We start from the raw sequence: 25,997 nt of genomic DNA on the forward strand, positions 1-25,997 counted from the left end.
TAAGATGCCGCTTCCTTCATCCCTCCCCAGCGGCAGGAATTCGCTTGTCGGAGTCCGATCTCAAGAGCCTCTTTCTCCAGCATGCCGAGGCGCTGCAGCGCTATCTGCGGCGAAAGGGCAGCGATCCCCAACTGGCTGCCGACCTGGTTCAGGAGAGCTTCCTGCGCCTGGCCGAGCGGTACGGCAAGGAGCACATCGACAACACCCAGGCCTGGCTCTACCGGACGGCGCAGAACCTGCTGATCGACCACGTGCGCCGGCAGCGCCGGCACAGGACCGACTCGGTGCCGCAGGAGGACCTCGACGATATCGTCGAGGAGCGCCCGGGCCTGGACGAGCAGACCATCGCCGAGCGCCGCACCCGGCAACTGCACGCGGCGGTCGCCGAATTGCCGCCGCGAACCCGCGAGATCTTCCGCCTCAACCGCCTGGAAGGCCTGACCTACGCCGAGGTGGCGCGGCAGCTGGACATCTCCGACAGTTCGGTGCAGAAGCACCTGGCGAAGGCGCTGGCGCACGTCATGCAGCGCCTGCAAGCGCCGTGAGGAGCGCCGATTACCGAGTCGCCGCCGGTAGCGCGTCATACTGCATATAACCAGAAACCGTGAGAACACCGTGACCAGTCAGGACATGCGCGAGCAGGAGATACGCGAGGAGGCCGCCCTGTGGGTGGTCCGTCTCGGCGCGGGCGAGTTGCCCGCCGACGCCGCCGAGGAGCTGCGCGCCTGGCGCGAACGGGACCCGCGGCATGCCCTGGCGCTGGCCTTCGCCGAGGACACCTGGTCCGCCCTCGGCCAGCTCGGCGCGGCGCCGGTGGAGACGATTCCCCTCGCCATGCCCTCGCACGCGAGGCTCGTGCCACGACGACTGCTGCGCCGCCTGGCGATTGCCGCCAGCCTCCTGCTGGCGCTCGGCCTGGGCATCGAGCAGGGTTCGCAGAGGCTCGTACCCTTGCTCGCCGACGAGTCCACCGGCACGGGCGAGATTCGCTCGCTGCGCCTGGCCGACGGCAGCCTCGTCGAGCTGGATGCGCAGAGCGCCATCGACCTGGCCTTCAGCGACCGCGAGCGGCGCGTGCGGCTGCTCAGGGGCGAAGCCTATTTCCACCCTGCTCCGGTGAGTGCCGCCGAACCGCGTCCCTTCGTGGTGGAGGGCGCGGGCGGCAGCAGCCGTGCGCTGGGTACGCAGTTCGTCGTCGGCCTGCGCGACGGCGGCGCCTGGACCGGCGTGCTGGAGCACCGCGTGGGGGTGAGCCTGGAGCACGAGCCTCGCGACGGCACCCGCGAGCGGGTGTTGCAGCAGGGACAGAGTGCCGGTTACGACGCCGAGCACGGCGTGCAGCCGTTGCAGGTCGACCTGCAGCGCGCCACCGGCTGGCGACGCGGCATGCTGGTGTTCGAGGCGGTGCCGCTGCAGCAGGTGGTCGCGCAGATCAATCGCTACCGGCCCGGCCATCTGGTGATCGCCGATGCGGACCTCGCACGGCGCGAAGTCAGCGGCATGTTCCGCCTCGACAGCCTGGACAGCGCGCTGGATACCCTGGCCAGGGAGCTGGGCGCCAGCCGCGTTGGCCTGCCGGGGCTGACGCTCCTCTACTGAGTCGACGGTTCGTCATCCACCGCTGTTAAAGCCGCAAAAAAATTCCTGATCGTATTACTGAGTTTCTCCGCCTGGCGCGTCTTCCTGTTGAGAGTGATTTGCATTAAGCGAATAACACACAGGAAGGGCCAGGGGAAACGGATGAGGATCGAAGGAAAACCGCGCAGGTCCCCGGGGGGGATGGCTTGCGCCGCGATCATGGGATTTGCCGCCTGCGGCTGGGCCGCGAGCAGCCCGGCGCAGACCACGCCCGTCGCGCCCGTCGCGCGGACCGAGGCGACGGTGATGTTCGACATCCCGGTGCAGGCGCTGGGCAGCGCGGTGCTCAGTTTCGCCGAGCAGTCCGGCTTCCAGGTGTTCTTCGACAGCCGCACCCTGGACGGCCTGCGCGGCAGCCAAGTGCAAGGTCGCTATACCGCGCAGGACGGCCTTGCCCGGCTGCTCGCTGGAACGCCGGTCACCTACCGGTTCGGCGATTATCGTCGCGTCAGCCTGCAGCGCCTGGCCAATCCCGCCGGTGCGCTGGAGCTGGGCACGCTCAGCGTGAGCGCGCACGCGGACGAAGCCAGCGACTGGATCTACGAGACGCCGGCGTCGGTCAGCGTGATCACCCGCGAGCAAATGGACAAGCGTCCGCCGCACCATGCCGCCGACATGCTGGTGGACACGCCGGGGGTAACCAGTGCGGTCAACCGCCAGGACCCCGCGCTGTCGGTGAACATCCGCGGCATGCAGGACTTCGGCCGGGTCAACATGATGATCGACGGCATGCGCCAGAACCACGTGGAAAGTGGTCACCAGCAGCGCAACGGCGACCTGTACATCGACTCCGAGCTGCTCAGCGAAGTGGTCATCGAGAAGGGCCCGATTGCCGGCGTGCACGGCGCCAACGCGATTGCCGGCAGCGCGGATTTCCGTACGCTGGATTACGACGACATCATCCTGCCGGGCGAGGATCACGGGGTTCGCCTGCGCGCCGGGACGGGCATTGGCGGCTACGCGAATGGCATCAATTTCCAGGGCAGCGCGGCGCTGGCCGAGCGTTTCGACGAGCGCTTCGAGATCCTCTTCGCACGCAGCGAGAAGAGCCTGGGCGACTACGCCATCGGCAATCGCGGGCGCTCCTGGGAAACCTCGGCGGTTTCCTCGGGCCAGCAGCAGATCGACGAAGTGGCGTTTTCCGATCAGCACCAGGATTCCTGGCTGGCCAAGGCGCGCTGGAAGATCGATGACGACCAGAGCCTGCAGCTCACCTATACCGGCACCGACCTCTCCTACACCAATACCTCCAGTTGGGACCAGAACACCGCCGCCGGCTGGGAAGACTATGGCGACGCCAGCGCGAAGTCCGATTCCTATGCGATGGACTGGGTGTTCAGGCCGGACAACCCGCTGATCGACCTCAAGCTCAAGCTCTACTACGTCAGCACCGAGAACCACCGCACGGTCGAGCCCCGGCCCGGCGAACTGAACGACTTCGCCTGGGACAATGGCTACTGCACCGGCGCCACGGTGTCGTCGAGCTGGCAGTCCTACTGCCTGGCGGGGATGCGCCGGTCGACGATCAGCCGCACCGACACCCTGGGCCTGCAACTGGACAACACCTCGCGCTTTCACCTCGAAGCGGCGAACGCGGAGCTGGCCGCCAACTACGGCATCGAGTGGTTCCAGGACGAAGGGAAATCGAGCAACGCCTCGGCGCGCAACGGCGTGACGACTGCCTACCTGGACGACCTCGCCGGCAACAACCTGAACCCCAATGGCCTGCGTGACGTGGCCAGCGCGTTCTCCTCGCTGACCGTTGAAAAGGGCCCGGTCACCCTGAAGGTGGGCCTGCGTTATGACTGGTATCACCTGCGGGGAGAGGCCGATGTCCCCGGGGTGGAGAGCCAGTACCTGAGTCGCCTGTCGGCGTTCACCAACTACTTCTGCGCACGTAACCAGAACTCCTCGACCAACAGGAACGGCTGTGCGCTGGGTCGGCAGGGCGATGTGAACGCGATTGCCAGCTGGGTCAGTTCCACCAGCGGCGAGAACTACTACACCTCCACGCGTTTCGCGCCGTCGTGGACGGACAAGTCGGTGGTCAGGGAAGAAGAAGTCGATCGAAGCGAAGGGCGCTTCTCGCCCTTCGCTTCCGCTTCATGGAGGCCGCTGGACTGGCTGGAGCTGTTCGCCAACTGGGGCAAGGCGTACCGCCCGCCGGCCTTGACCGAAACCCTGTGGGGCGGCAACCACGCCGTGGGCTCCTCGGCGACGATGTACCCGAACCCGCTGCTCGATTCCGAGCGCTCCACGAGCTGGGAAGCGGGTTTCAACATCCTGCAGCGCGACCTGCTCAAGGATGACGACCGGCTGGGGCTGAAACTGGCCTACTTCGACACCAGGGTCGACAACTTCATGTTCACCGGCCTGACCAACGCGGTGCCCGGATCGCTGACGCATTCGGACAGCAACGTCTTCTTCGTGAACAACCTCGAAGTGACGCGGTTTCGTGGCCTCGAGCTGGAGGCCAATTACGACGCCGGCCTGTTCTACGGCGGCGTCAATGCCACCCGCTACATCGGCGGTGAAAATGATTTCTGCAAGAAGCTGCGCCCGCTGGGCAGCCAGATCAGCCATTACGACCAGCCCAACGAAGACGGCTCCATGACCCCGCAACATAACCAGGCGGTGGCCGCCGGTTACAGCTCGTACGAGGCGATGCTGGACGCACAGACGATGTGCGGGGTCGGCACGGTCATGAGCGCCACGCGCGCCATTCCCATGGACCGCCACGGAGCGCAGCTCGGCATGCGCCTGCTCAACGACGCGCTGGACATGGGCATCCGCTACAACCGCAGCGAGGGCGCCAAGCCCAGCAACTGGGCGGGTGACGACAACCTCTGGGACTCCTATACGACCTGGGACTTCTACGCCAGGTACCAGGTGGTCAAGAACGTGGCCATCAACCTGGCCGTGGAAAACATACGCGATGAAAACTACCTGAGCGGCTACTCGGACATGTTCACCCGGACCTATGCGCCCGGACGCACCGTTCAGACAGCCATTGAAGTGAAATTCTAAATGACCGCCCTGTCGGTCGTTTGAATGGCGGTATCGACTCTACCGTCTCGTCAAAGCGCCTGTGGCGTTTTCCATGAACGGCCCATCGCGGCCACGTGATATGAAGGACTGCATAATGGCAACTGCAAGCTTTACCTACAGCCTGGATAGCACCGACTACCCGTTCGGCGACAGTTCCACTTCCACGCTGGAAGATGTGCTCTACAACTGGAGCGCCGACGGTATTCCGGGGACCCATCCGAGCAACACGGGCGGGTTCTACACCGGCGGCGTGGCCTCCGGTTTCAGCGGCGATACCTATGCGTTCACCACGGGCAGCGGTTACGCCTTCAGCATCAGCGGCGAGTTGAGCTACTACTTCCCGCCGATCAGCGGCTCGACCGTGCCGGGCGCCACGCCGCACACCCTCTACGGCACCCTGGAAAGCATCTCCTTCGGCGGTGGGCTGAATGCCGATGGCAGCGTCGACTCTCCGTTCCTCACCATCAGCTTCGACGATCCGATCACCAGCGCCCTGCTGGAAGGGCACGCCGGCGACGTGCATACGCTCATCAACGACCTGATGGGCGCCTCGGTGGACCAGCTCCTCAGCGTGCTCGAGACCGATTACGGCGTGGACATCGGCGACACCCTGGCCGATCTCGGCAGTGCGTCGCTGGTGGGCGTATCCGCCGCCGACGACTACCTGCTGGCCGCCTGATCGCCACGCAGTAAAAAGCGGATAAAAGATCGCTCTTTTACCCGCCCGGAAAACCACGCAACCGAGCTTTTGCCGAGAGCGGTTGCGTGGCCCGCGAATTTTCCAGCCCGCTGCGATAGCGAGTCAATCATGAGCGCAATGACCCCGATCCCTGCGCGCGCGCCGTGCGCGGCAGTCGCCCGCCGCGCATGCCTGCCGGAGCCGCGCCGATGACCCGCGCGGATCGCCAGGCGGGCGATGAGATCATCGACGTGCTGCGTGCGTTCAAGGGCGCGCTGTGGAGCGTCGGCCTGTTTTCCGCGGTGATCAATCTGCTGATGCTCGCCCCGTCGCTGTACATGCTGCAGGTCTACGACCGCGTCCTCGCCTCGGGCAACCGAATGACCCTGGCCATGCTGACGCTGATGATGCTCGGCCTGTTCGCCTTCATGGGCGTGCTCGAATGGGTGCGCAGCCAGGTGGTGATCCGGCTCGGCACGCAGATGGACATGCGCCTGAACCAGCGGGTCTATGAGGCGGCGTTCGAGGCCAACCTGAAAAGCGCCAACCTGTCGGCCGGGCAGGCGCTGGCCGATCTCACCAGCCTGCGCCAGTTCGCCACCGGCAATTCGCTGTTCGCCTTCTTCGATGCGCCCTGGTTCCCGGTCTACCTGCTGGTGATCTTCCTCTTCCATCCCTGGCTGGGTGCGCTGGCGGCGCTGGGCGCGGTCGTGCTTACGCTGCTGGCCTGGCTGAACCAGCATCTGTCCGGTGCGCCGCTGGCCGAGGCCGGGCGCATTTCCATCCGCGCCAGCCAGCGGGCCAGCGCCAACCTGCGCAACGCCGAGACCATCGAGGCCATGGGCATGCTGGGCAGCCTGCGCCAGCGCTGGCTCGGCGAGCACCAGGCGTTCCTCTATCAGCAGAACCTCGCCAGCGAGAAGAGCGCGCTGATCGGCGCCTGGTCGAAGACCACCCGCCTGGCCCTGCAGTCGCTGATGCTTGGCCTGGGCGCCTGGCTGGCGGTGTCCGGTGCAATCACACCGGGGATGATGATCGCCGGCTCGATTCTGGTTGGGCGGGTACTCAGCCCGCTGGACCAGTTGATCGGCGTGTGGCGCCAATGGGTATCCGCGCGCCTGGCTTACCAGCGCCTCGCCCAATTGCTGCGCAACAACCCGCCCCGACCCACCGTCATGGCGCTGCCCGCGCCGCTCGGCGCCGTGCAGCTCGAGCGGGTCAGCGCCTGCGCGCCGGGAACGCGCCAGCCGGTGCTGAGCAACATCTGCTTCGCCCTCGAGCCCGGAGAGGTGCTCGGCGTGCTCGGCCCTTCCGGTTCCGGAAAGTCCAGCCTGGCGCGCGTGCTGGTGGCCGCGCAGCCGCTGCTGGCCGGCAAGGTGCGCATGGACGGCGCCGATCTGCACCAGTGGGACAGGCAGGCCCTCGGCCCGCATCTCGGCTACCTGCCGCAGGACGTGCAGCTGTTCGCCGGCAGCATTGCGGAGAACATCGCCCGCTTCGGCGAAACGGATGCCGAACAGGTGGTCGCGGCCGCGCGGATGGCCGGTGTGCACGAGTTGCTCCTGGCGCTGCCGCAGGGCTACGACACCCTGCTCGGCGAGAACGGCAGCGGCCTTTCCGGTGGACAGAAGCAGCGTGTCGGCCTGGCCCGCGCGCTGTATCGGCTGCCGGCGCTGATCGTGCTCGACGAGCCCAACGCCAACCTCGATGAAGCGGGCGAGAAGGCGCTGCTCGCGGCCATCGACCAGCTCAGGCAGCACAAGCGAACGCTGGTACTGATCACCCACAAACCGGCCCTGCTCGCCGGGGCGGACAAGCTGCTGCTCCTGCGCGCCGGCCAGATGCAGGCGTTCGGCCCCGCCGCGCGGGTCATGCAGGACCTGCACGCCGCAGCCCGCCCGCAGGCCACGGCGGCGCTGAAAGTGGCGCCCGGCATCAGCATGAGTTACGGCACCCAGCCGACGACTTGAGCCTTCGACGACGAATCGGAATACGCCATGCACGACAGCGCCACGCCGCCCGGCCCCGCCACCGCGCAGGTGTTGCACATCGATGAGCGCGGGCACGCGCGTCTCGGCCGCTGGCTGGTGCTGGTCGGCTTCGGCGGCTTCCTACTCTGGGCGGCACTGGCGCCACTGGACCGGGGCGTCGGTGTGTCCGGCAGCGTGGTGGTGGCCGGCAATCGCCAGGCGGTGCAGCCCGTCTCCGGCGGCCTGGTCCGGCGGTTGATGGTTCGCGAGGGCGATCAGGTGCAGGCTGGGCAGGTGCTCCTGCAACTGGACGAAACCGACGCCCGCGCCCTGCGTGACGCCCTGCGCGTGCAGTACATCGACGCCCGCGCCAGCGAAGCGCGCTGGCTGGCCGAGCGCGACGGCCTGGAGCGAATCAGCTTCGCACCCGACCTGCTGCAGGCGCAGAACGATCCCTGGGTCGACACCGCCCTGGAGCTGCAGCGGCAGTTGCTGCGCAGTCGCCGCCAGTCCCTGGAGTCGGAGCTGGCCGGCCTGGGCGAAACCATCGCCGGAACCGAAGCCACGCTGCAGGGCTTGCGCGCGTCGATGCAGCACAAGGAAGAGCAGCGCGCGTCGATGCGCGAGCAGTTGGATGGGCTGCGCGAGCTGGTGCGCGAAGGGTACGTGGCGCGCAATCGGCTGCTGGAAAACGAGCGCTTGTACGCCCAGGTGAATGGCGAGATCTCCCGCGACCTGGGCGATATCGGGCGCACCCGGCGGCAGATCCTCGAACTCCGGCTGCGCGGCGAGCAACGCCGCGAGGAGTACCGCAAGGAAGTCCGGGAACAACTCAGCGACAGCCGCCTGAGCGCCCAGGAACTGGCGGCTCGCCTGAAGGGTGCGGAATTCGAGCTGAGCAATGCCCTGCTGCGCGCGCCGGCCACCGGCACCGTGGTCGGCCTCAACGTGTTCACCGAGGGCGGGGTGGTCAGCCCGGGGCAGACGCTGATGGAAATCGTCCCGCTGGACGCACCGCTGCTGGTCGATGCCAGGGCGCCGGTGGAGCTGGTGGACAAGCTGCATCCGGGGCTGGACGTGGAGCTGATGTTCTCCGCGTTCAGCCAGAGCCGCACGCCACGGGTGAACGGCAAGGTGACCCTGGTTTCCGCCGACCGGTTGCTCGACCCCAAGACCGGCGAGCCGTACTACAACCTGCGCGTGCAGGTGGACGATCAGGGCCTGCGGCAGTTGCAGGGCCAGGTCATCCGTCCCGGCATGCCGGTGGAAGCCTTCGTGCGCACGGGGGAGCGCTCGTTGCTCAACTACCTGTTCAAACCCCTGGCCGACCGTACCCACATGGCGCTGGTGGAAGAATGAGGCGCGCGCTCTTCTGGCTGGGGTGTGCCGCCGCGCTCTGCGGCCTGCCAGGCCCGGCGCTGGCGCTGGGCCTGATGGACGCCTACGCGCTGGCCCTGCGCAACGACCCGACCTTCCAGGCGGCGACCCGCGAACACGAGGCAGGCCGCGAGAACCTCGCCATCGGGCGCGCGGGCCTGCTGCCCACGCTGGCGTACAGCTACCGCAAGTCCCGGAACACCTCGACGGTCAGCTCCGCCGACACCTCGGTCGACCGCGATTACGCCAGCTACAGCTCCGGCCTGACGCTGCAGCAGCCGTTGTTCGACTACGCGGCCTGGGCCGCCTACCGGCAGGGCGTGGCCAAGGCGGCACTGGCCGACGAGCGCCTGCGCGGACGCAGCCAGGAACTGGCGGTGCGCCTGTTCGGGGCCTACAGCCAAGCCTTGCTGGCGGGCGAGGAGATCGACCTGGCGCGCGCCCAGCTGACGGCCTATCGCGAACAGCTGGCGCTCAACCGGCACAGCTTCGAGGCTGGCGAAGGGACCCGCACCGACCTGCTGGAAACCCAGGCCCGGCGCGACCTGTCGGTGGTCCAGGAGATCGAGGCGCGCGACGCGCTGGATGCGGCCTTGCGCGAGTTGCAGGCGATCATCGGCGAGCCCGTGGAATTGCCGCAGCTGGCGCCGTTGACCGACTCATTTCGCGTAGCGTCGCAGGTGCCCGAGCGCTTCGAGGCCTGGCGCGACCTAGCCGTGGCCAACAACGCCGAGCTCGCCAGTCAGCGCCACGGCCTGGACGTGGCCGAGCAGGAAATCGAACGCCAGCGCGCCGGCCACCTGCCGACCCTGGGCCTCTACGCCACCACGCGCCGGACCGAGTCGGAGTCGGAAAGCACCTACGACCAGCGTTACGACACCGACAGCGTCGGCATCCAGTTCAGCCTGCCGCTGTTCTCCGGCGGGCGGACCTCGGCAGCGCGGCGCCAGGCCAGCGCGTCCTACGCGCAGGCGCAGTTCGAGCTGGATGCGCAGCGCGACGGCGTGCTCAACGAGCTGCGCCGCCAATTCAATCTGTGCGCCAGCAGCCAGGCCAAGGTGCGTGCCTATGAACTGGCGGTGAATTCCGCCCGCTTGCTGATCGAGGCCACGCGCAAGAGCGTCGGCGGCGGCGAGCGGGTCAACCTCGACGTGCTCAATGCCGAGCAGCAGTACCACCAGGCGCGCCGCGATCTCGCCGAAGCGCGCCACGGCTACCTGCGCGCCTGGCTGCAGCTGCGGTTCCTCGCCGGCACGCTGGATGAGGGCGATCTGCGGACGTTGCTGGGTTTCTTCGTCGAGGGCTGAGGTTTTTTACTGAACCCGCGCCGCTGGCTCGTCTTTATTCTCAACGGGCGGCTGCCCGCCATCGACCTTCACCCCGAGGACATCCGCAATGACCGCATCGCACGCCCAACTGTCCCACCCGCTGCGCTCGCAGCGCCTCAACCAGCTGACCCACCAGCCGCACGACCGGCTGGAGGCGCTGGTCAAGAGCCACGAGCCGTTCGCCAGCCGCGAGAACTTCGCGCGTTTCGTCACCGCCCAGTACCTGTTCCAGTACGACCTGCAGAACCTCTACAACGACCCGCGCCTGGCGCAGCTGGTCGACGACCTGCCGGCGCGTTGCCGGGTCGACGCGGCGCGCCTGGACCTGGCCGATTTCGGTGTGCCGCTGCCCGTGGGCGATGAAAGCATTCGCGGACGCACCCTGGGCGTCGGCGCGGCGCTGGCCTGGATCTTCGTTTCCGAGGGCTCCAAGCTGGGCGCCGAGTTCCTGTTCAAGAAGGCCGCCGCGCTGCAGCTCGACGAAGCCTTCGGCGCGCGTCACCTGGCCGAGCCGGCCGGCGGTCGGGCGCAGGGCTGGAAGCGCTTCGTCAAGGTGCTCGATGGCATCGAGCTGGATGCCGAGCAGGAGCGCGAGGCGGAAGCCGCGGCGATCGAGGCGTTCGAGCGTTTCGCCGTGCACCTGGAACGCTGCTTTGCCTGAAGCGGCGCTGGTCGCGCCCGGTCGCCTGCGCTGGCTATGGCTGGCGCTGGCGCACCTTTCCCTCGGCCTGGCGCTGCTCGGCGTGTTCCTGCCCGGCCTGCCGACCACCGAATTCGTCCTGCTCGCCGCCTGGGCCGCCTCGCGCAGCTCGCCGCGTCTGAGCCAGTGGCTGGAGCATCACCGCCTGCTCGGCCCGCCGCTGCGCGACTGGCGTGACGGCGGGGTGATCGCGCGGCGGCGCAAGTGGCTGGCCAGCCTGAGCATGGCGCTGGCCTTCGCCGTGGCGGCGAGCACGCTGCGGCATTGGCCGTCGCTGTTGGGCATTGGCCTGGGCATGCTCGGCGGCGCGATCTGGATCTGGTCGCGGCCGGAACGCCGCCCATGAAAAAGCCCGCATCGAGCGGGCTTTTTCGTTCGCCAGGGGCCGCGGCGTTGCGTTCCCTCTCCCCCGGCCCCTCTCCCATGAATGGGAGAGGGGAGCTAAGTGCGTGATCAGAACGCCGGCACCACGGCGCCGTTGTACTTGCTCTGGATGAACTGCTTCACCTCGGGGCTGTTCAGCGCCTTGGCCAGCTTCTGGATGGCCGGGCTGTCCTTGTTGTCCTGGCGGGCGACGAGGATGTTCACGTAGGGCGAGTCGCTGCCTTCGATGATCAGCGCGTCCTTGGTCGGGTTGAGGCCGGCTTCCAGCGCGTAGTTGGTGTTGATCAGCGCCAGGTCGACCTGGTTGAGCACACGCGGCAGGGTCGCGGCTTCCAGCTCACGCACCTTGATGTGCTTGGGGTTGCTGGCGATGTCCTTCGGCGTGGCGAGGATGCCGCTGCCGTCTTTCAGGGTGATCACGCCGGCCTTGGCCAGCAGCAGGAGCGCGCGGCCGCCGTTGGTGGCGTCGTTGGGGATGACCACGTTGGCGCCTTCGGGCAGCGCGTCGATGTTCTTGATCTTGCTGGAGTAGGCGCCGAAGGGTTCGACGTGCACGCCGGCGACGCTCACCAGGTCGGTGCCCTTGCCCTTGTTGAACTCATCCAGGTACGGCTGGTGCTGGAAGAAGTTGGCGTCCAAACGCTTCTCGGCGACCTGCACGTTCGGCTGCACGTAGTCGGTGAAGACCTTGACGTTCAGCTCGACGCCTTCCTTGGCCAGCGCCGGTTTGACGAATTCGAGGATTTCCGCGTGCGGTACGGCGGTTGCCGCGACGGTGATCTTGTCCGCGGCCTGGGCGGAGAAGGCCGCGAAGACGGCGAGGGCAGTGAGCAGTTTTTTCATCGTAAGGTTCCTTGTGGGAGGGTTTTTCCGCGGGTCCCGCTTCAGGCGGGTCGCCGCTTTTCGGTTATTCGGGGCGTTGCGTCACTTGCGCGAGAAATGCACCACCAGACGGTCGCCGATGCTTTGCAGCACCTGCACCAGCACCAGCAGGAGAATCACGGTGACCACCATCACGTCGGTCTGGAAGCGCTGGTAGCCGAAGCGGATCGCCAGGTCGCCGAGACCGCCGGCGCCGACCACGCCGGCCATCGCGGTGTAGGACACCAGGGTGATCGCGGTGACGGTGATCGCAGCGAAGATGCCCGGCCGCGCCTCCGGCAGCAGCGCGTCGAGGATGATCTGGCGGGTCGTCGCGCCCATCGCCTGAGTCGCCTCGATGATCCCGCGGTCCACCTCGCGCAGCGCGGTTTCCACCAGGCGCGCGAAGAACGGCGTGGCGCCCACCACCAGCGGCGGAATCGCCCCGGCGACCCCCAGCGAAGTGCCGGTGAGCAGCACGGTGAAGGGAATCATCACGATCAGCAGGATGATGAACGGCAGCGAGCGCAGCACGTTCACCACCAGCGACAGCAGCGCGTAGAGCGGGCGGTTATCGAACAGCTGGCGCGGACCGCTGAGGAACAGCAGCACGCCCAGCGGCAGGCCCAGCAGCACGGTGAACAGCAGCGAACCGCCGAGCATCAGCAGGGTGTCGAGGGTGGCCTGCCAGATCTCGTACCAATCGACGTTGACGAACAGCGCGGCGATAGTCTCCATCAGCGCAGTACCTCCAGGTGCACGTCGGCGGCGCGGAACTGCGCCAGCGCGGCGTCGATGTCGCCGCCCACCAGCGACAGGGTGAGCTGGCCGTAGGGTGTTTCGCGAATGCGGTCGATGCGGCCGGCGAGGATGCTGTAGTCCACGCCGGTCTCGCGCGCGACCTTGCCCAGCAGCGGCGCGTAGGTCGACTCGCCGTGGAAGGTCAGGCGCAGGATGCGCCCCGGCACCTGGGCGAAATCGTCGCGGCGTTCGTCCTCGTCGACCTGCTCGGCCTCCAGCACGAAGCGCCGGGTGGTCGGGTGCTGCGGGTGAAGGAAGACGTCCGCCACCGCGCCCTGTTCGACGATCGCTCCGGCGTCCATCACCGCGACGCGGTCGCAGACGCGGCGGATGACGTCCATCTCGTGGGTGATCAGGACGATGGTCAGGCGCAACTCGCGGTTGATCTGGGCCAGCAGTTGCAGCACCGAGGCGGTGGTCTGCGGATCGAGCGCGCTGGTGGCCTCGTCGCAGAGCAGGATGGTCGGCCCGGTGGCCAGCGCGCGGGCGATGCCGACGCGCTGTTTCTGCCCGCCGGAAAGTTGCGCCGGGTATTTCTTCGCGTGGTCGCCGAGGCCGACGCGGGCCAGCAGTTCGGCGACGCGGGCATCGATCTGCGCACGCGAACGCACGCCGGCCAGTTTCAGCGGCAGCGCGACGTTGTCGGCGACGGTTTTCGAGGCGAGCAGGTTGAAGTGCTGGAAGATCATCCCGACGCGCTGGCGGAATTGCCGCAGGCCGTCGGCGTCTAGCGCGGTGACATCTTCGCCGTCGACCAGGATGCGTCCGCCGCTGGGCTCTTCGAGGCGGTTGATCAGGCGCAGCAGAGTGCTCTTGCCGGCGCCGGAGTGGCCGATCAGACCGAAGATCTGGCCGCTCTCGATGCGCAGGTCGGTGGGCTGCAGAGCCGGGATTTCGCGGCCTGCGCCCCTGCCGGTGACGCGGTATGTCTTGTGGACCTGGTGAAACTCGATCACGGGAAACGAACCTTTTGGGCGTGGGCCTGATCGGCCTGGGGTGGCCAGGGGGCGCGCATTTTAGCGGGTTTGCTTAGGCCCGCTTAGCATTTCTTGTCGAGCGTAGCGCATGCAAAGGCATAAGCAGGAGGGCTCCCGGGGCCGCGGCGGCTGCTTGTCGGTTGGAGGGAACGGGCGCGCCACGGTTCCGGTCACTAACTAGAAGCCCTTGAGCCGGCACTCGCAGACCGGCGGCAACCCGAACCGACCCGATAAGGAGATAAACCGCCGATGGCCACCAAAAAGCCTGCCGCGAATACCAGCGAAGCCGCCGGTACCGACACCCTCGACCGCGCCAACAGCAACGCCAAGCTGGAGCAACTGGAAGACTTCCGCTCCGACGCTACCGGTGCCGCCCTGCGCACCAACCAGGGCGTGAAGATCGCGGATAACCAGAACACCCTGAAGGCCGGCGCGCGCGGGCCGTCGCTGCTGGAAGACTTCATCATGCGTGAGAAGATCACGCACTTCGACCACGAGCGCATCCCCGAGCGCATCGTGCACGCCCGCGGCACCGCCGCCCACGGCTATTTCCAGGTGTACGAAGCCCAGGGCAAGAAGCTGTCGAAGGCCGGCTTCCTGCAGGACCCGGCGAAGAAAACCCCGGTGTTCGTGCGCTTTTCCACCGTGCAGGGCCCGCGCGGCTCCGGCGACACGGTGCGCGACGTGCGCGGTTTCGCCGTGAAGTTTTACACCGACGAGGGCAACTTCGACCTGGTCGGCAACAACATGCCGGTGTTCTTCATCCAGGACGCGATCAAGTTTCCCGACTTCGTCCACGCGGTGAAGCCCGAGCCGCACAACGAGATTCCCACCGGCGGCAGCGCCCATGACACCTTCTGGGACTTCGTCTCGCTGGTGCCCGAGTCCGCCCACATGGTGCTCTGGACCATGACCGACCGGGCGATCCCGGTGAACCTGCGCAGCATTCAGGGCTTCGGCGTGCATACCTTCCGCATGATCGACGTCGAGGGTAAGTCGCGCTTCGTCAAGTTCCACTGGAAGCCGGCCCAGGGCGTGCGTTCGCTGCTCTGGGACGAGGCGCAGAAGCTGGCGGGCAAGGACACCGACGCGCATCGCCGCGACCTCTGGGAAGCCATCGAGTCGGGTGACTATCCGGAGTGGGAGCTGGGCGTGCAGATCGTCGAGGAAGAAGACGAGCACAAGTTCGACTTCGACCTGCTGGACCCGACCAAGATCATCCCCGAGGAACTGGTGCCGGTGACGCCGCTGGGCAAGATGGTGCTCAACCGCAACCCGGACAACTTCTTCGCCGAGACCGAGCAGGTCGCCTTCTGCCCGTCCCACGTCGTGCCGGGCATCGACTTCTCCAACGACCCGTTGCTGCAGGGCCGGCTGTTCTCCTACACCGACACGCAGATCAGCCGCCTCGGCGGGCCCAACTTCCATGAAATCCCGATCAACCGTCCTGTGGCGCCGAACCACAACGGCCAGCGCGATGCCCAGCATCGCACCACCATCGACAAGGGCCGTGCGTCCTACGAGCCGAACTCCATCGACGGCGGCTGGCCGAAGGAAACCCCCGCCGGCCCGGTGGACGGCGGCTTCGAGAGCTATTACGAGCGCGTCGACGCACACAAGGTGCGCGAGCGTAGCGAGTCGTTCGGCGATCACTTCTCCCAGGCCACGCTGTTCTTCAACAGCCTCTCGGCACCCGAGCAGGAGCACGTCATCGCGGCGTACAGCTTCGAGCTGGGCAAGGTCGAGCGGCAGTGGATTCGCGAGCGCCAGGTGAACGAGATCCTCGCCAACATCGACCTGGGCCTGGCGCAGAAGGTGGCGAAGAACATCGGCGTCGCGCCGCCCAGTGCGCCCACGGTGAAGCCGAAGAAGCTATCGCTGGAGAAATCCCCGGCGCTCAGCCAGCTCAACCTGCTGTCCGGCAACATCAAGGGCACCAAGATCGCCGTGCTGGTGGCCGACGGCGTGAATGGCGACGACGTCAAGGCGATCAAGAGCGCTCTGCTGGCCGAGGGCGCGCATGTGAAGGTGCTTGGCCCGAACGCGGCGCCGGTCACCGCGGCGGACGGTTCCGCGCTGCCGGTGGACGGTTCCGCCGAGGGCATGCCGTCGGTGGCGCTGGATGCGGTGTTCGTGCCGGGCGGGGCGAAGAGCGTCGAGGCGTTGTCGGCCGATGGCGTCGCCAAGCACTACCTAATGGAGGCCTACAAGCACCTCAAGGCGATCGCCCTGGCCGGCGAAGCGAAGGACCTGCTCAAGGTCGTCAACCTCGAGGAGGACGAAGGCCTGCTCACCGGCGCCGATGCCGGCGCGGTGCAGAAGGACTTCATCGCCGCCATCGCCAAGCACCGGGTGTGGGCACGCGAGCCGAAGGCGAAGGCCGTTCCCGCCTGATGCGTGGGTGACGCCGCGCTGCCCGGTGCGCGCGGCGCACCCTACGGTGCTGCTATGGGCGCGAGGCTCGCCGGTAGGGTGCGCCGTGCGCACCATCGATCCTCCGACGTTCCGCAAGCCCGGCAAATGCCGGGTTTTTTCATGTGCTTCGGAACTCGACTGAAGGAATACGGGGTGGCTCGGTGCGCGCGGCGCACCCTACGGTGATTCGATGGCGTGAGGCCCGTCCGTAGGGTGCGCCGTGCGCACCGTCGATCCTCCGACGTTCCGCAAGCCCGGCAAGTGCCGGGTTTTTTCATGTGCTTCGGAACTCGACTGAAGGAATACGGGGTGGCTCGGTGCGCGCGGCGCACCCTACGGTGATTCGATGGCGTGAGGCTCGTCCGTAGGGTGCGCCGTGCGCACCGTCGATCTGCCGACGTAAACCAGAAGCCCGGCAAATGCCGGGCTTTTTCATGTGCTTCGGAGGCTCAGCTGAAGGTAGACGGATCAGGCCCGGTGCGGCGGCCTTCTTCCAGTTCGGCGATGCGCAACAGGTCGTCGGCGTCGAGGCGGAAGTCGAACACATCGAGGTTCTCGCGGATGCGTTCGGGGTGCACCGATTTCGGGAACACGATCATGCCCAGCTCGATGTGCCAGCGCAGCACCACCTGGGCCGGCGTCTTGCCGTGCTTCTGCGCCAGCGCCTGGATCGTCGGGTGGGGCAGCAGGTCGCCGCCGCGCGCCAGCGGGCTCCAGGCCTGGGTGGCGATGCCCTTGTAGCGGTTGAAGTCGCGCATTTCCTTCTGCTGGAAGAACGGGTGCACCTCGATCTGGTTCACCGCCGGCACCACGCCGGTCTCCATGATCAGCACTTCGGCGTCGTCCGGGCGGAAGTTGGAGACGCCGATGGAGGTCACCAAGCCTTCCTCGCGCAGGCGGATCATGGCTTTCCAGGCGTCGAGGAACTTGCCCTGGTCCGGGCACGGCCAGTGGATCAGGTAGAGGTTGACGTGATCCAGGCCGAGGCGCTTCAGGCTCTCCTCGCAGGCGCGCAGCGCCGAGTCGTAGCCCTGGTCCTGGTTCCACAGCTTGGTGGTCACGTAGAGCTGCTCGCGCGGCAGCCCGGCAGCGGCGATGCCGGCGCCGACGCCGCGCTCGTTCTTGTAGATCGCCGCGGTGTCGATGTGGCGGTAGCCCAGTTCCAGTGCATGGCGCACGGCGTCGGCGGCCTCGTTGTCGGGGATCTGCCAGGTGCCGAGGCCGAACTGGGGAATCTGCGTACCGTCGTTCAGGGTGATATCGGGAATGCTGCTCACGGGGTAGGGTCCTCCATCGGAGCGTTTCAACGGGTGTGGGCATCTGACCACGGCGGACGCCGAGGCATTCCCCTGATCGTCGCAATCGGGCGCCAAGGCCCATGCTAGACGCAGATCAGTGACCCGGGTGCGACAATTTCGCATACTCATGGCATACCCACTGGCGGAGCACTGCCATGAACGTCCCGGCCGCGACACCCGAATCACGCGCGCGTTTTCCCCTGCCCATCGGCCTGCTGGCCGGCATCCTGGCGATGGTCGTGGTGCTCCTGCTGCCCCTTTCCGCCGACCTTCCCGTGGCCGGTCACCGGGTGCTGGCGATCCTGGTCTTCGCGGTGATCGTGTGGATCACCGAGGCGGTGTCCTACGAGGCCAGCGCGATCATGATCACCGCGCTGCTGGCGGTGCTGGTCGGCACCGCGCCGACCCTGGCCAACCCTGGGGTGGTTTACGGCAGCACGGCGGCGATCGGCATGGCCCTGGCCGGCTTTTCCAACCCGGCGCTGGCGCTGGTCGCCGGTGCGCTGTTCATCGCCGCCGCGATGACCCACACCGGACTCGACCGCCGCATCGCCCTGGTCACCCTGTCGAAGGTCGGCACCAGCACCCGGCACATCCTCGCCGGAACCATCCTGGTGACCATCCTGCTCAGCCTGGTGGTGCCCAGCGCCACGGCGCGCAGCGCCTGCGTGGTGCCGATCATGATGGGCATCATCGCCGCGTTCGGCGTCGACAAGCGCTCCAACTTCGCCGCCGGGATGATGATCATCGTCGCCCAGGGCACCAGCATCTGGAACATCGGCATCCAGACCGCCGCCGCGCAGAACCTGCTGCTGGTCGGCTTCATGGACAAGCTGCTCGGGGCGCGGGTCAGCTGGATCGAATGGCTGGTCGCCGGCGCGCCCTGGGCGATGCTGATGTCCGTCGTGCTGCTGTTCATCGTAATCAAGCTGCTACCGCCGGAAACCGATTCGGTGGCCGGCGGCAAGGAGGCGGTCGCCCGCGAGCTGCGTGAGCTGGGTCCGATGACCGGCGCGCAGAAGCGCCTGCTGATGGTCTCGGTTCTTTTGCTGCTGTGCTGGGCCACCGAGGGCAAGTTGCACCCCTTCGACACCACCACCACGACTTACGCCGGGCTGGTGCTGCTGATGTTGCCGCGCTTCGGGGTGATGACCTGGAAGGACGTGCAGGCACGGATTCCCTGGGGCACGGTGATCGTCTTCGGCGTCGGCATCAGCCTCGGCAGCGTGCTGCTGACCACCCAGGCCGGGCAGTGGCTGGCGGTGCAGGTGGTCGCCTACACCGGCCTCGACGGACTCGGCCCGCTGGCCATCTTCGCCGTGCTCGGGGCCTTCCTGATCGTCGTTCACCTGGGCTTCGCCAGCGCCACCGCGCTGACCGCGGCGCTGCTGCCGATCCTCATCGCGGTGCTGCTCAACCTGCCCGGCGAATTCAACCGGCTGGGGCTGAGCATGCTGCTCGGTTTCGTCGTCAGCTACGGCTTCATCCTGCCGATCAACGCGCCGCAGAACATGGTCTGCCTGGGCACCGAGACCTTCAATGCGCGCCAGTTCGCCAAGGTCGGCCTGCTGGTGACGGTGCTCGGCTACCTCAGCATGCTGCTGTTCGCCGCCACCTGGTGGCACTGGCTCGGCTGGATCTGAGCCCCCAACGGTGGGCGCGGCGCACCCTACGGCCGGCGCCCCAGGTTCCCGCAGGCCTCGTAGGGTGCGCCATGCGCACCGAGGCCCCCATCGGGATTCGAGCAGATGCCACGCTGCAGCCCGCGGCGCAGCGCAGGGCGCGGGCGCCGTCAGGCGCGCTTCGGCCAGGCGAAGCTGAGCAGGAACAGCAACGCGGCGCTGACCACGATGGACGGCCCGGCCGGGGTGTCCTTGAACCAGGACAGGCTGAGCCCGGCGCACACCGCCACCAGCCCCAGCGCGCTGGCGCCACCGGCCATCTGCTCCGGGGTGCGCGCGTGGCGTTGCGCGGCGGCCGCGGGAATGATCAGCAGCGAGGTGATCAGCAGCACGCCGACGATCTTCATCGCCACCGCGATGACGATGGCGATCAGCAGCATCAGCGCCAGGCGGATCGCCGCCACCGGCAGGCCTTCGACCTTGGCCAGCTCCTCGTGCACGGTGATCGCCAGCAGCGGTCGCCACAGTGGCACCAGCACCGCCAGGACCAGCGCACTGCCGCCGAGAATCCACGCCAGGTCCGCCGGGCCGACCGCCAGCAGGTCGCCGAACAGGTAGCCCATCAGGTCGATGCGCACGTCGTGCATGAAACTCAGCACCACCAGGCCGAGCGACAGGGTGCTGTGGGCGAGGATGCCGAGCAGGGTGTCCGAGGCCAGCGGCTGGCGCTGTTGCAGCGTGACCAACAGCACGGCGAGCAGCACGCAGCCGACGGTCACCGCCAGCGTCGGGCTGACGTCGAGAAGAAAGCCCAGGGCGACGCCGAGCAGCGCGGCGTGGGACAGGGTGTCGCCGAAATAGGCCATGCGCCGCCAGACCACGAAGGAGCCCAGCGGGCCGGCGACCAGCGCCAGGGCGAGGCCGGAGAGCAGGGCGTTGAGCAGGAAGTCAGGCATGGTCGTGGTTGCAGTCCGGTCCGTGTACGTGCGCCTTGACCACGCCGCCATGCAGGGCGTGGTCGTGATCGTGGCGGTGGTGATAGATCGCCAGGCTCTTGGCGTCCTGGCCGAAAAGCTCGATGAACGCCGGGTCGCCGCTGACCTGCTCGGGGTGGCCGGAGCAGCACACGTGATGGTTCAGACAGACCACCTGGTCGGTGGTGCTCATCACCAGGTGCAGGTCGTGGGAGACCATCAGCACGCCGCAGCCGTAGCGGTCGCGCAGGCGGGTGATCAACCGGTACAGCTCGGCCTGGCCGGCGACGTCGACGCCCTGCACCGGCTCGTCGAGCACCAGCAGCTGCGGCTTGCGCAGCAGCGCGCGCGCCAGCAGCACGCGTTGCAGCTCGCCGCCGGAGATGCTCCGCAGCGGGCTGTCGATGACCTGCTCGGCGCCGACCTCGGCCAGCGCCGCCAGCGCCGAGTAACGCGTCACCCCCGGCACAAGGCGCAGGAAGCGCAGCACGCTGAGCGGCAGCGTCGCCTCGATCTGCAGCTTCTGCGGCATGTAGCCGATGCGCAGCTTCGGTAGGCGCCAGACCTCGCCCCGCGCGGGTTTGAGCAGGCCCAGGGCTATTCGTACCAGGGTGGTCTTGCCGGCGCCGTTGGGGCCGATCAGGGTGACGATCTCGCCCGGCTTCACGGTCAGTTGCACGTCCTGCAGCACCGCCTTGGCGTTGAACTCGACGCCCACGCCGCTCAGGCGGATCAGTTCATCGCTCATGCCGCCTCCCGGCAGCTGGCGCAGAGCCCGACCACCTCGACGGTCTGCCCCTCGGCGCTGAACCCGACGCCCTCGGCGGCGGCGGAAATCGCCGCGCCGATCGCCGGTTGCTGCAGCTCGATGGCGGTATGGCAACGGCGGCAGATGAGGAACTGGCCCTGGTGCACGTCGCCGGGATGGTTGCAGCCGACGAAGGCGTTGAGCGAGGCGATGCGGTGCACCAGGCCGTTTTCCAGGAGGAAATCCAGCGCCCGGTAGACCGTCGGCGGCGCCGCGCGGCGACCGTCGGTCTCGCTCAGAACGCCGAGGATGTCGTAGGCGCCGAGCGGCTTATGGCTCTGCCAGACCAGCTCCAGCACGCGTTTGCGCAGGGCGGTGAGCCGCGCGCCCTGGCGCTCGCACAGCGCTTCGGCGTCGGCCAGTGCGGTATGCACGCAGTGACTGTGATCGTGGGGCAGGCAGGCCAGGGGCGTTTTCATGGGCGGCGACGTTCGGCTGGAGAGACGTTATTCTATAACTTTCGAAAGCCCAGGTGTCCTTCCGTGTTTCGTTTTCTTCTGCTCCCGCTGCTGCTCCTGGCTGGCTCCGCACACGCCGACGTGCGTCTGCTGACCAGCATCAAACCCCTGCAACTGATCGCCGCCGCCGTGCAGGACGGCGTCGGAACGCCCGACGTGCTGCTGCCGCCGGGCGCCTCGCCGCACAACTATGCGCTGCGCCCGTCGGACGTTCGCAAGCTGCGCGAAGTCGAGCTGTTCTACTGGATCGGCCCGGATCTGGAGACCTTCCTCCCCCGCGTATTGCAGGGCCGCAGTGCGCCCACGGTGACGGTGCAGACGCTTCCCGGCCTGCACCTGCGCCATTTCGGCGAGGGCGAAGCGCATGGCGACGACGGCGAGCACGATCATGAACATCGCCCCGGCACGCTGGACGCGCACCTCTGGCTGCTGCCGGACAACGCGCGGGTGATCGCCGCACGCATGGCCGCCGACCTGAGCGCGGCCGATCCGGACAACGCGTCGCGCTACCAGGCCAACCTGCGAGCTTTCGAGCGCCGCCTGGGTGCGCTCGACCAGCGCCTGCGCCAGCGCGTCGCCGGCGTCGCCGGCAAGCCCTACTTCGTGTTCCATGAGGGGTTCGACTACTTCGAGGCGGCGTACGGCCTGCGGCACAGCGGCGTGTTCAGCGCCGCGACCGAGGTGCAGCCGGGCGCGCGACACGTCGCCGAGATGCGCGAGAAGCTGCAGCAGGCCGGCCCCGCCTGCGTGTTCAGCGAGCCGCCGTGGCGGCCGAAGCTCACCGAAACCCTGGCCGAAGGGCTGCCGGTGAAAATGGCCGAACTCGACGCGCTGGGCGCCACGCTGAATGCCGACGCGAACGGCTACGAGCGGCTGCTGGACGACCTGGCGAACAACCTGGCCGGCTGCCTGGAAGGGCTCTGAGCCGGCAGATCGCGAAGTTCCCGTAGGGTGGGCTTCAGCCCACCGGGGCCGTGCAGTATCGCGTGGGCTGAAGCCCACCCTACGAAGCTGGCGCTACGCCGAATGCCGACGCGAACGGCTACGAGCGGCTGCTGGACGACCTGGCGAACAACCTGGCCGGCTGCCTGGAAGGGCTCTGAGCCGGCAGATCGCGAAGTTCCCGTAGGGTGGGCTTCAGCCCACCGGGCCGTGCAGTATCGCGTGGGCTGAAGCCCACCCTACGAAGCCGCGCCTTCACGTAGGCGCGTGTCCCTATCTCGAATGTGCCTCGATCGCGGGTTTAATCCGCCCTACAACGAGCTCAGTAGTAGGGTGGGCTTCAGCCCACCATTGCCCGCGATTGCCCACCAACGCCTCGCCGTATCCCTTGAACGGAAGCCTACCGGCGAGGCCCGGTCGCGGTGCGCCGGCCCGATGCCCTACAGCGCGATCGGCAGGGCCAGGTCGATCCGCTGGCGTTGCGCCAGGCGGTGCTCGAATTCGGCGGGGTCGTGGATCAGCACTTCCTGCCCGGCGTTGGCATCGGCGGCGATCAGCCGGGACAGCCAGAAGCGCACGCAGGCGACGCGCAACAGCACCGGCCAGAGTTCTGCCTCGGCCGGGCCGAAGCGCCGCTGGCTGGCGTAGGCGCCGAGCAGCGCGCGGGCGCGGGGCAGGTCGAGGGCGCCGTCGGCGCTGGAGCACCAGTCGTTCAGGGTGATCGCCACGTCGTAGAGCATCGGCCCGCTGCAGGCGTTGTAGAAGTCGATCACCCCGGACAGGTGCGGGCCGTCGAACAGGACGTTGTCGCGAAACAGGTCGGCATGCAGGTTGGCCTGCGGCAGGGCGAGGATCGCCGCGCGCTGCGCCTCGATCTCGTCCAGCACCGGCTGCAGCAGGTTGGCGGCAGCGGCGGGCAGTTGCGTACCGAGACGCCGCCCCTCACCGAGCATCCAGTCCAGGCCGCGGTCGCTGCGCCGCTGCAGCGGCTTCTCGCAGGTCGCCTTGTGCAGCTTGCCCAGCAGGGTGCCGACCTCCACGCAGTGGTGCGCGTTCGGCTGGGCGACGTGCTTGCCCGGCAGCCGCGGCTGCAGCAGCGCCGGCTTGCCGGCCAGGCTGCGCAGGGCGTCGCCGTTGGCGCTGCGCAGCGCGTAGGGCACCGGCAGCTCGGCGCCGTGCAGCACGTCGAGCAGTTCGATGAAGAACGGCAGATCCTGCGACGGACCGCGCTCGATCAGCGTGAGGACGAACTCGCCGTGCTCCAGGCTGACAAAGAAATTGCTGTTCTCGCTACCCGCGGCGATTCCCTGGAAACTTTTCAGGCGCCCGAGTCCGTAGGGCGCGAGGAAGGTTTCCAGCTGCGGCTGTTCGAGCGGCGTGAATACCGACATCAGCGTCCTACCATTTGAAGATTTCCCAGGCCGGAATCAGCATGTCGGGCTGGTCCGAGCGGATGAAGTTGCCGTCGCTGCCGTCGGCGCGCACCAGGAAGTACGGCTTGCCATGCTTGGGGGTGATCTTGATCGCGTAGAGAAAGCCGTTCTGGCGGTATTCCTGCACGGTCTTGTCGCCGTCCTGGCGAATGGTCACCTCGGGGTCGGCATCGGGCCGTTCCTGGGCGATCGCCGCCAGGGGCAGACAAGCCAGCAGGCCAGTCAGCAGGTAGGTGGGTGCGCGCATGTTAACCTTCCTTCTTTAACGTCAACGGTCCGGTCATTCTAACCCGGCCCTATGCAAAAGGTTGGTCCCACGCATGTCCCAAGCCCCCCTCGTCCTGGTGGACGGCTCGTCCTACCTGTACCGCGCCTTCCACGCCCTGCCGCCGCTGGCCACCTCCAAAGGCATGCAGACCGGCGCGGTGAAGGGCGTGCTGAACATGCTCAAGAGCCTGCGCAAACAGTATCCGGACAGCCCCTTCGCGGTGGTTTTCGATGCCAAGGGCGGCACCTTCCGCGACGCCATCTTTGCCGACTACAAGGCCAACCGGCCGCCGATGCCCGATGACCTGCGCGACCAGGTCGAGCCGCTGCACGCCAGCGTTCGCGCGCTGGGCTTCCCGCTGCTGTGCGTCGAAGGCGTCGAAGCCGACGACGTGATCGGCACGCTGGCGCGCCAGGCCGCCGGCGAAAAACGCGACGTGGTGATTTCCACCGGCGACAAGGACATGGCGCAACTGGTCTGCCCGCACGTCACCCTGGTCAACACCATGACCGGGCTGGTGATGGACCCGGCCGGCGTGGTCGAGAAGTTCGGTATCGGCCCCGAGCTGATCATCGACTACCTGGCGCTGATGGGCGACAAGATCGACAACATCCCCGGCGTGCCCGGCGTTGGCGAAAAAACCGCGGTGGGCCTGCTGGCCGGCATCGGTGGCGGGCTGGATGTGATCTACGCCAACCTCGGAAAGGTCGCCGAGCTGCCGCTGCGCGGAGCCAAGTCGCTGGCCGCCAAGCTCGAAGAGCACAAGGAGATGGCCTACCTCTCCTACGAGCTGGCGACCATCAAGCTGGACGTGCCGCTGAACATCGAGATCGACTCGCTGCACCCCGGCGAGCCCGATCGCGAGGCGCTCGCCGCGCTCTACGGGGCGCTGGAATTCAAGAGCTGGCTGGAAGACCTGCAGCGCGAAGCGAAGGCCCGGAAGCTCGAGCAGCCCGCCAGCGGTGGTCTGTTCGACGCGCCGGACGTGCCGCCGCCAGGCAGCGATCACCTGCAGGCGGAAGTGTCGCAGCAGTACGAAACCATTCTCGACCAGGCGCGGTTCGACGCCTGGCTGAAGAAGCTGGAGGCCGCCGAGCTGTTCGCCTTCGACACCGAGACCACCAGCATCAATGCGCAGGTCGCCGAGCTGGTCGGGGTGTCCTTCGCGGTGACGCCGTTCGAGGCCGCCTACGTGCCCCTGGCGCATTCCTACATGGGCGTGCCGGCACAGCTCGACCGCGACGCCGTGCTGCGCGCGCTCAAACCGCTGCTCGAAGACCCGAACAAGGCCAAGGTCGGCCAGCACGCCAAGTACGACATCAACGTGCTGGCCAACGCCACGGTGCCGATCGAGGTGCGCGGCGTGGCCTTCGACACCATGCTCGAGTCCTACGCGCTGGACGCCACGGCGACCCGTCACGACATGGACAGCCTGGCGCAGCGCTACCTCGAGCACGAAACCATCCGTTTCGAGGACATCGCCGGCAAGGGCGCCAAGCAACTGACCTTCGACCAGATTTCCCTCGAGCAGGCCGGCCCCTACGCGGCCGAGGACGCCGACGTCGCCCTGCGCCTGCACCAGACACTCTGGGGAAAGCTGCAGGCCACGCCGTCGCTGGCGGGCGTGCTGCGCGACATCGAGATGCCGCTGGTGCCGGTGCTGGCGCGCATCGAGCGCAACGGTGCGCTGGTCGACGCCAACCTGTTGGGCCGCCACAGCCTGGAACTGGGCGAGAAGATGGTCGCGCTGCAACGCGAAGCCTTCGAGCTGGCCGGCGAGGAGTTCAACCTCGGCTCGCCCAAGCAGCTCGGCACCATCCTCTATGAAAAGCTCGGCCTGCCGGTGATCAGCAAGACCGCCACCGGCCAGCCGTCGACCGCCGAAGCGGTGCTCGCCGAACTGGCCGAGCAGGATTACCCGCTGCCCAAGGTGATCATGCAGTACCGCACCCTGAGCAAGCTCAAGAGCACCTACACCGACCGCCTGCCGGAACAGATCAATCCGCGTACCGGGCG

General features: G+C 67.6%; 23 protein-coding genes. 13 read left to right on the forward strand and 10 right to left on the reverse strand.

Going from position 1 to position 25,997, the window contains the following annotated elements:
• Positions 1-44: 44 nt before the first annotated feature.
• Entirely contained in the window at positions 45-545 is a 501-nt protein-coding gene (locus B3E91_RS19810) for an RNA polymerase sigma factor (RefSeq protein WP_287031107.1), read from the forward strand.
• A gap of 85 nt (positions 546-630) precedes the next feature.
• Complete coding sequence (locus B3E91_RS19815) at positions 631-1,599, forward strand: FecR family protein (protein ID WP_414708313.1); 969 nt, start codon at positions 631-633, stop codon at positions 1,597-1,599.
• On the opposite strand, the gene B3E91_RS19820 is transcribed toward B3E91_RS19815, so the two are convergent.
• Positions 1,593-1,895 (reverse strand): hypothetical protein, encoded by a 303-nt coding sequence (locus B3E91_RS19820; RefSeq protein WP_287031109.1) that lies wholly within the window; start codon positions 1,893-1,895, stop codon positions 1,593-1,595. The two genes, B3E91_RS19815 and B3E91_RS19820, sit on opposite strands and share 7 nt — an antisense overlap.
• Between B3E91_RS19820 and B3E91_RS19825 the strand changes: the two genes are divergently transcribed.
• The 7 genes from B3E91_RS19825 (at position 1,885) to B3E91_RS19855 (ending at position 11,086) form a co-directional block, all read left to right on the forward strand.
• Positions 1,885-4,665 carry a TonB-dependent receptor gene (locus tag B3E91_RS19825; RefSeq protein ID WP_287031110.1) on the forward strand — a complete coding sequence of 927 codons (2,781 nt, stop codon included), beginning with the start codon at positions 1,885-1,887 and terminating at the stop codon, positions 4,663-4,665. The two genes, B3E91_RS19820 and B3E91_RS19825, sit on opposite strands and share 11 nt — an antisense overlap.
• A gap of 115 nt (positions 4,666-4,780) precedes the next feature.
• Positions 4,781-5,365, forward strand: a complete 585-nt coding sequence (locus B3E91_RS19830; RefSeq protein ID WP_090224498.1) for a heme acquisition protein HasA — start codon at positions 4,781-4,783, stop codon at positions 5,363-5,365.
• Between the two features lie 209 nt (positions 5,366-5,574).
• The gene (locus B3E91_RS19835) at positions 5,575-7,335 is read left to right on the forward strand and encodes a type I secretion system permease/ATPase (protein ID WP_287031111.1); all 1,761 of its coding nucleotides are present in this window, start codon (positions 5,575-5,577) and stop codon (positions 7,333-7,335) included.
• 27 nt (positions 7,336-7,362) lie between these two features.
• Positions 7,363-8,694 carry an HlyD family type I secretion periplasmic adaptor subunit gene (locus tag B3E91_RS19840; protein WP_287031112.1) on the forward strand — a complete coding sequence of 444 codons (1,332 nt, stop codon included), beginning with the start codon at positions 7,363-7,365 and terminating at the stop codon, positions 8,692-8,694.
• Entirely contained in the window at positions 8,691-10,019 is a 1,329-nt protein-coding gene (locus tag B3E91_RS19845; protein WP_287031113.1) for a TolC family outer membrane protein, read from the forward strand. The genes B3E91_RS19840 and B3E91_RS19845 overlap by 4 nt, the downstream gene beginning before the upstream one ends.
• Positions 10,020-10,107: 88 nt before the next feature.
• Positions 10,108-10,701 carry a biliverdin-producing heme oxygenase gene (locus B3E91_RS19850; protein WP_287031114.1) on the forward strand — a complete coding sequence of 198 codons (594 nt, stop codon included), beginning with the start codon at positions 10,108-10,110 and terminating at the stop codon, positions 10,699-10,701.
• On the forward strand, positions 10,694-11,086 hold the full coding sequence (locus tag B3E91_RS19855) for a YbaN family protein (RefSeq protein WP_287031115.1): 393 nt from the start codon (positions 10,694-10,696) through the stop codon (positions 11,084-11,086). Before B3E91_RS19850 ends, B3E91_RS19855 begins: the two co-directional genes overlap by 8 nt.
• 107 nt (positions 11,087-11,193) lie before the next feature.
• On the opposite strand, the gene B3E91_RS19860 is transcribed toward B3E91_RS19855, so the two are convergent.
• The 3 genes from B3E91_RS19860 to B3E91_RS19870 all read right to left on the reverse strand — a co-directional run bounded on the left by B3E91_RS19860 (position 11,194) and on the right by B3E91_RS19870 (position 13,742).
• On the reverse strand, positions 11,194-11,967 hold the full coding sequence (locus B3E91_RS19860) for a MetQ/NlpA family ABC transporter substrate-binding protein (protein WP_090224486.1): 774 nt from the start codon (positions 11,965-11,967) through the stop codon (positions 11,194-11,196).
• Between the two features lie 81 nt (positions 11,968-12,048).
• A complete protein-coding gene (locus B3E91_RS19865) occupies positions 12,049-12,723 on the reverse strand; it encodes a methionine ABC transporter permease (RefSeq protein ID WP_287031116.1) in 675 nt (224 codons plus the stop codon).
• A complete protein-coding gene (locus B3E91_RS19870; RefSeq protein ID WP_287031117.1) occupies positions 12,723-13,742 on the reverse strand; it encodes a methionine ABC transporter ATP-binding protein in 1,020 nt (339 codons plus the stop codon). The genes B3E91_RS19865 and B3E91_RS19870 overlap by 1 nt, the downstream gene beginning before the upstream one ends.
• A gap of 270 nt (positions 13,743-14,012) precedes the next feature.
• Here B3E91_RS19870 and katE point away from each other — a divergent pair, with 270 nt between their 5' ends.
• A complete protein-coding gene (gene katE / locus B3E91_RS19875; protein ID WP_287031118.1) occupies positions 14,013-16,157 on the forward strand; it encodes a catalase HPII in 2,145 nt (714 codons plus the stop codon).
• Between the two features lie 470 nt (positions 16,158-16,627).
• Here katE and B3E91_RS19880 read toward each other — a convergent pair whose 3' ends face one another.
• Positions 16,628-17,455: an aldo/keto reductase gene (locus B3E91_RS19880; protein ID WP_287031119.1), complete on the reverse strand. Its 828-nt coding sequence runs from the start codon at positions 17,453-17,455 to the stop codon at positions 16,628-16,630.
• A gap of 176 nt (positions 17,456-17,631) precedes the next feature.
• Between B3E91_RS19880 and B3E91_RS19885 the strand changes: the two genes are divergently transcribed.
• Positions 17,632-19,119, forward strand: a complete 1,488-nt coding sequence (locus B3E91_RS19885) for a DASS family sodium-coupled anion symporter (protein WP_273231019.1) — start codon at positions 17,632-17,634, stop codon at positions 19,117-19,119.
• Positions 19,120-19,268: 149 nt separating this feature from the next.
• Here the strand turns inward: B3E91_RS19885 and znuB are convergent, their stop codons facing one another.
• The 3 genes from znuB to zur are packed head-to-tail and all read right to left on the reverse strand — an operon-like array spanning position 19,269 to position 21,299.
• Positions 19,269-20,054 carry a zinc ABC transporter permease subunit ZnuB gene (gene znuB, locus B3E91_RS19890; protein ID WP_090224476.1) on the reverse strand — a complete coding sequence of 262 codons (786 nt, stop codon included), beginning with the start codon at positions 20,052-20,054 and terminating at the stop codon, positions 19,269-19,271.
• Entirely contained in the window at positions 20,047-20,820 is a 774-nt protein-coding gene (gene znuC / locus B3E91_RS19895; RefSeq protein WP_286785805.1) for a zinc ABC transporter ATP-binding protein ZnuC, read from the reverse strand. The genes znuB and znuC overlap by 8 nt, the downstream gene beginning before the upstream one ends.
• Complete coding sequence (gene zur / locus B3E91_RS19900) at positions 20,817-21,299, reverse strand: zinc uptake transcriptional repressor Zur (RefSeq protein ID WP_273231028.1); 483 nt, start codon at positions 21,297-21,299, stop codon at positions 20,817-20,819. The genes znuC and zur overlap by 4 nt, the downstream gene beginning before the upstream one ends.
• A gap of 63 nt (positions 21,300-21,362) precedes the next feature.
• Here zur and B3E91_RS19905 point away from each other — a divergent pair, with 63 nt between their 5' ends.
• Positions 21,363-22,262 carry a zinc ABC transporter substrate-binding protein gene (locus B3E91_RS19905; RefSeq protein WP_287031120.1) on the forward strand — a complete coding sequence of 300 codons (900 nt, stop codon included), beginning with the start codon at positions 21,363-21,365 and terminating at the stop codon, positions 22,260-22,262.
• 458 nt (positions 22,263-22,720) lie between these two features.
• On the opposite strand, the gene B3E91_RS19910 is transcribed toward B3E91_RS19905, so the two are convergent.
• Entirely contained in the window at positions 22,721-23,671 is a 951-nt protein-coding gene (locus B3E91_RS19910; RefSeq protein WP_287031121.1) for a homoserine kinase, read from the reverse strand.
• A 7-nt stretch (positions 23,672-23,678) separates the two neighbouring features.
• Positions 23,679-23,960, reverse strand: coding sequence for a DUF2782 domain-containing protein (locus tag B3E91_RS19915; RefSeq protein ID WP_090224468.1), 282 nt, complete (start codon positions 23,958-23,960; stop codon positions 23,679-23,681).
• Positions 23,961-24,033: 73 nt separating this feature from the next.
• Between B3E91_RS19915 and B3E91_RS19920 the strand changes: the two genes are divergently transcribed.
• Positions 24,034-25,997: DNA polymerase (locus B3E91_RS19920; RefSeq protein ID WP_287031122.1), on the forward strand; the 1,964-nt coding region annotated here is incomplete at its 3' end.

Source organism: Pseudomonas sp. UBA6310, from assembly GCF_002438225.1.
Taxonomy (GTDB): Bacteria; Pseudomonadota; Gammaproteobacteria; order Pseudomonadales; family Pseudomonadaceae; genus Pseudomonas_O; species Pseudomonas_O kuykendallii.

Excerpts from the sequence above, each read along its gene's own strand:
- B3E91_RS19815 (WP_414708313.1), top strand. The coding sequence starts at position 631 with ATGCGCGAGCAGGAGATACGCGAGGAGGCCGCCCTGTGGGTGGTCCGT.
- B3E91_RS19825 (WP_287031110.1), top strand. The coding sequence starts at position 1,885 with ATGTTCGACATCCCGGTGCAGGCGCTGGGCAGCGCGGTGCTCAGTTTC.
- B3E91_RS19820 (WP_287031109.1), bottom strand. The coding sequence starts at position 1,895 with ATGTCGAACATCACCGTCGCCTCGGTCCGCGCGACGGGCGCGACGGGC.
- B3E91_RS19830 (WP_090224498.1), top strand. The coding sequence starts at position 4,781 with ATGGCAACTGCAAGCTTTACCTACAGCCTGGATAGCACCGACTACCCG.
- B3E91_RS19835 (WP_287031111.1), top strand. The coding sequence starts at position 5,575 with ATGACCCGCGCGGATCGCCAGGCGGGCGATGAGATCATCGACGTGCTG.
- B3E91_RS19840 (WP_287031112.1), top strand. The coding sequence starts at position 7,363 with ATGCACGACAGCGCCACGCCGCCCGGCCCCGCCACCGCGCAGGTGTTG.
- B3E91_RS19845 (WP_287031113.1), top strand. The coding sequence starts at position 8,691 with ATGAGGCGCGCGCTCTTCTGGCTGGGGTGTGCCGCCGCGCTCTGCGGC.
- B3E91_RS19850 (WP_287031114.1), top strand. The coding sequence starts at position 10,108 with ATGACCGCATCGCACGCCCAACTGTCCCACCCGCTGCGCTCGCAGCGC.
- B3E91_RS19860 (WP_090224486.1), bottom strand. The coding sequence starts at position 11,967 with ATGAAAAAACTGCTCACTGCCCTCGCCGTCTTCGCGGCCTTCTCCGCC.
- B3E91_RS19865 (WP_287031116.1), bottom strand. The coding sequence starts at position 12,723 with ATGGAGACTATCGCCGCGCTGTTCGTCAACGTCGATTGGTACGAGATC.
- katE (WP_287031118.1), top strand. The coding sequence starts at position 14,013 with ATGGCCACCAAAAAGCCTGCCGCGAATACCAGCGAAGCCGCCGGTACC.
- B3E91_RS19885 (WP_273231019.1), top strand. The coding sequence starts at position 17,632 with ATGAACGTCCCGGCCGCGACACCCGAATCACGCGCGCGTTTTCCCCTG.
- znuB (WP_090224476.1), bottom strand. The coding sequence starts at position 20,054 with ATGCCTGACTTCCTGCTCAACGCCCTGCTCTCCGGCCTCGCCCTGGCG.
- znuC (WP_286785805.1), bottom strand. The coding sequence starts at position 20,820 with ATGAGCGATGAACTGATCCGCCTGAGCGGCGTGGGCGTCGAGTTCAAC.
- zur (WP_273231028.1), bottom strand. The coding sequence starts at position 21,299 with ATGAAAACGCCCCTGGCCTGCCTGCCCCACGATCACAGTCACTGCGTG.
- B3E91_RS19910 (WP_287031121.1), bottom strand. The coding sequence starts at position 23,671 with ATGTCGGTATTCACGCCGCTCGAACAGCCGCAGCTGGAAACCTTCCTC.
- B3E91_RS19915 (WP_090224468.1), bottom strand. The coding sequence starts at position 23,960 with ATGCGCGCACCCACCTACCTGCTGACTGGCCTGCTGGCTTGTCTGCCC.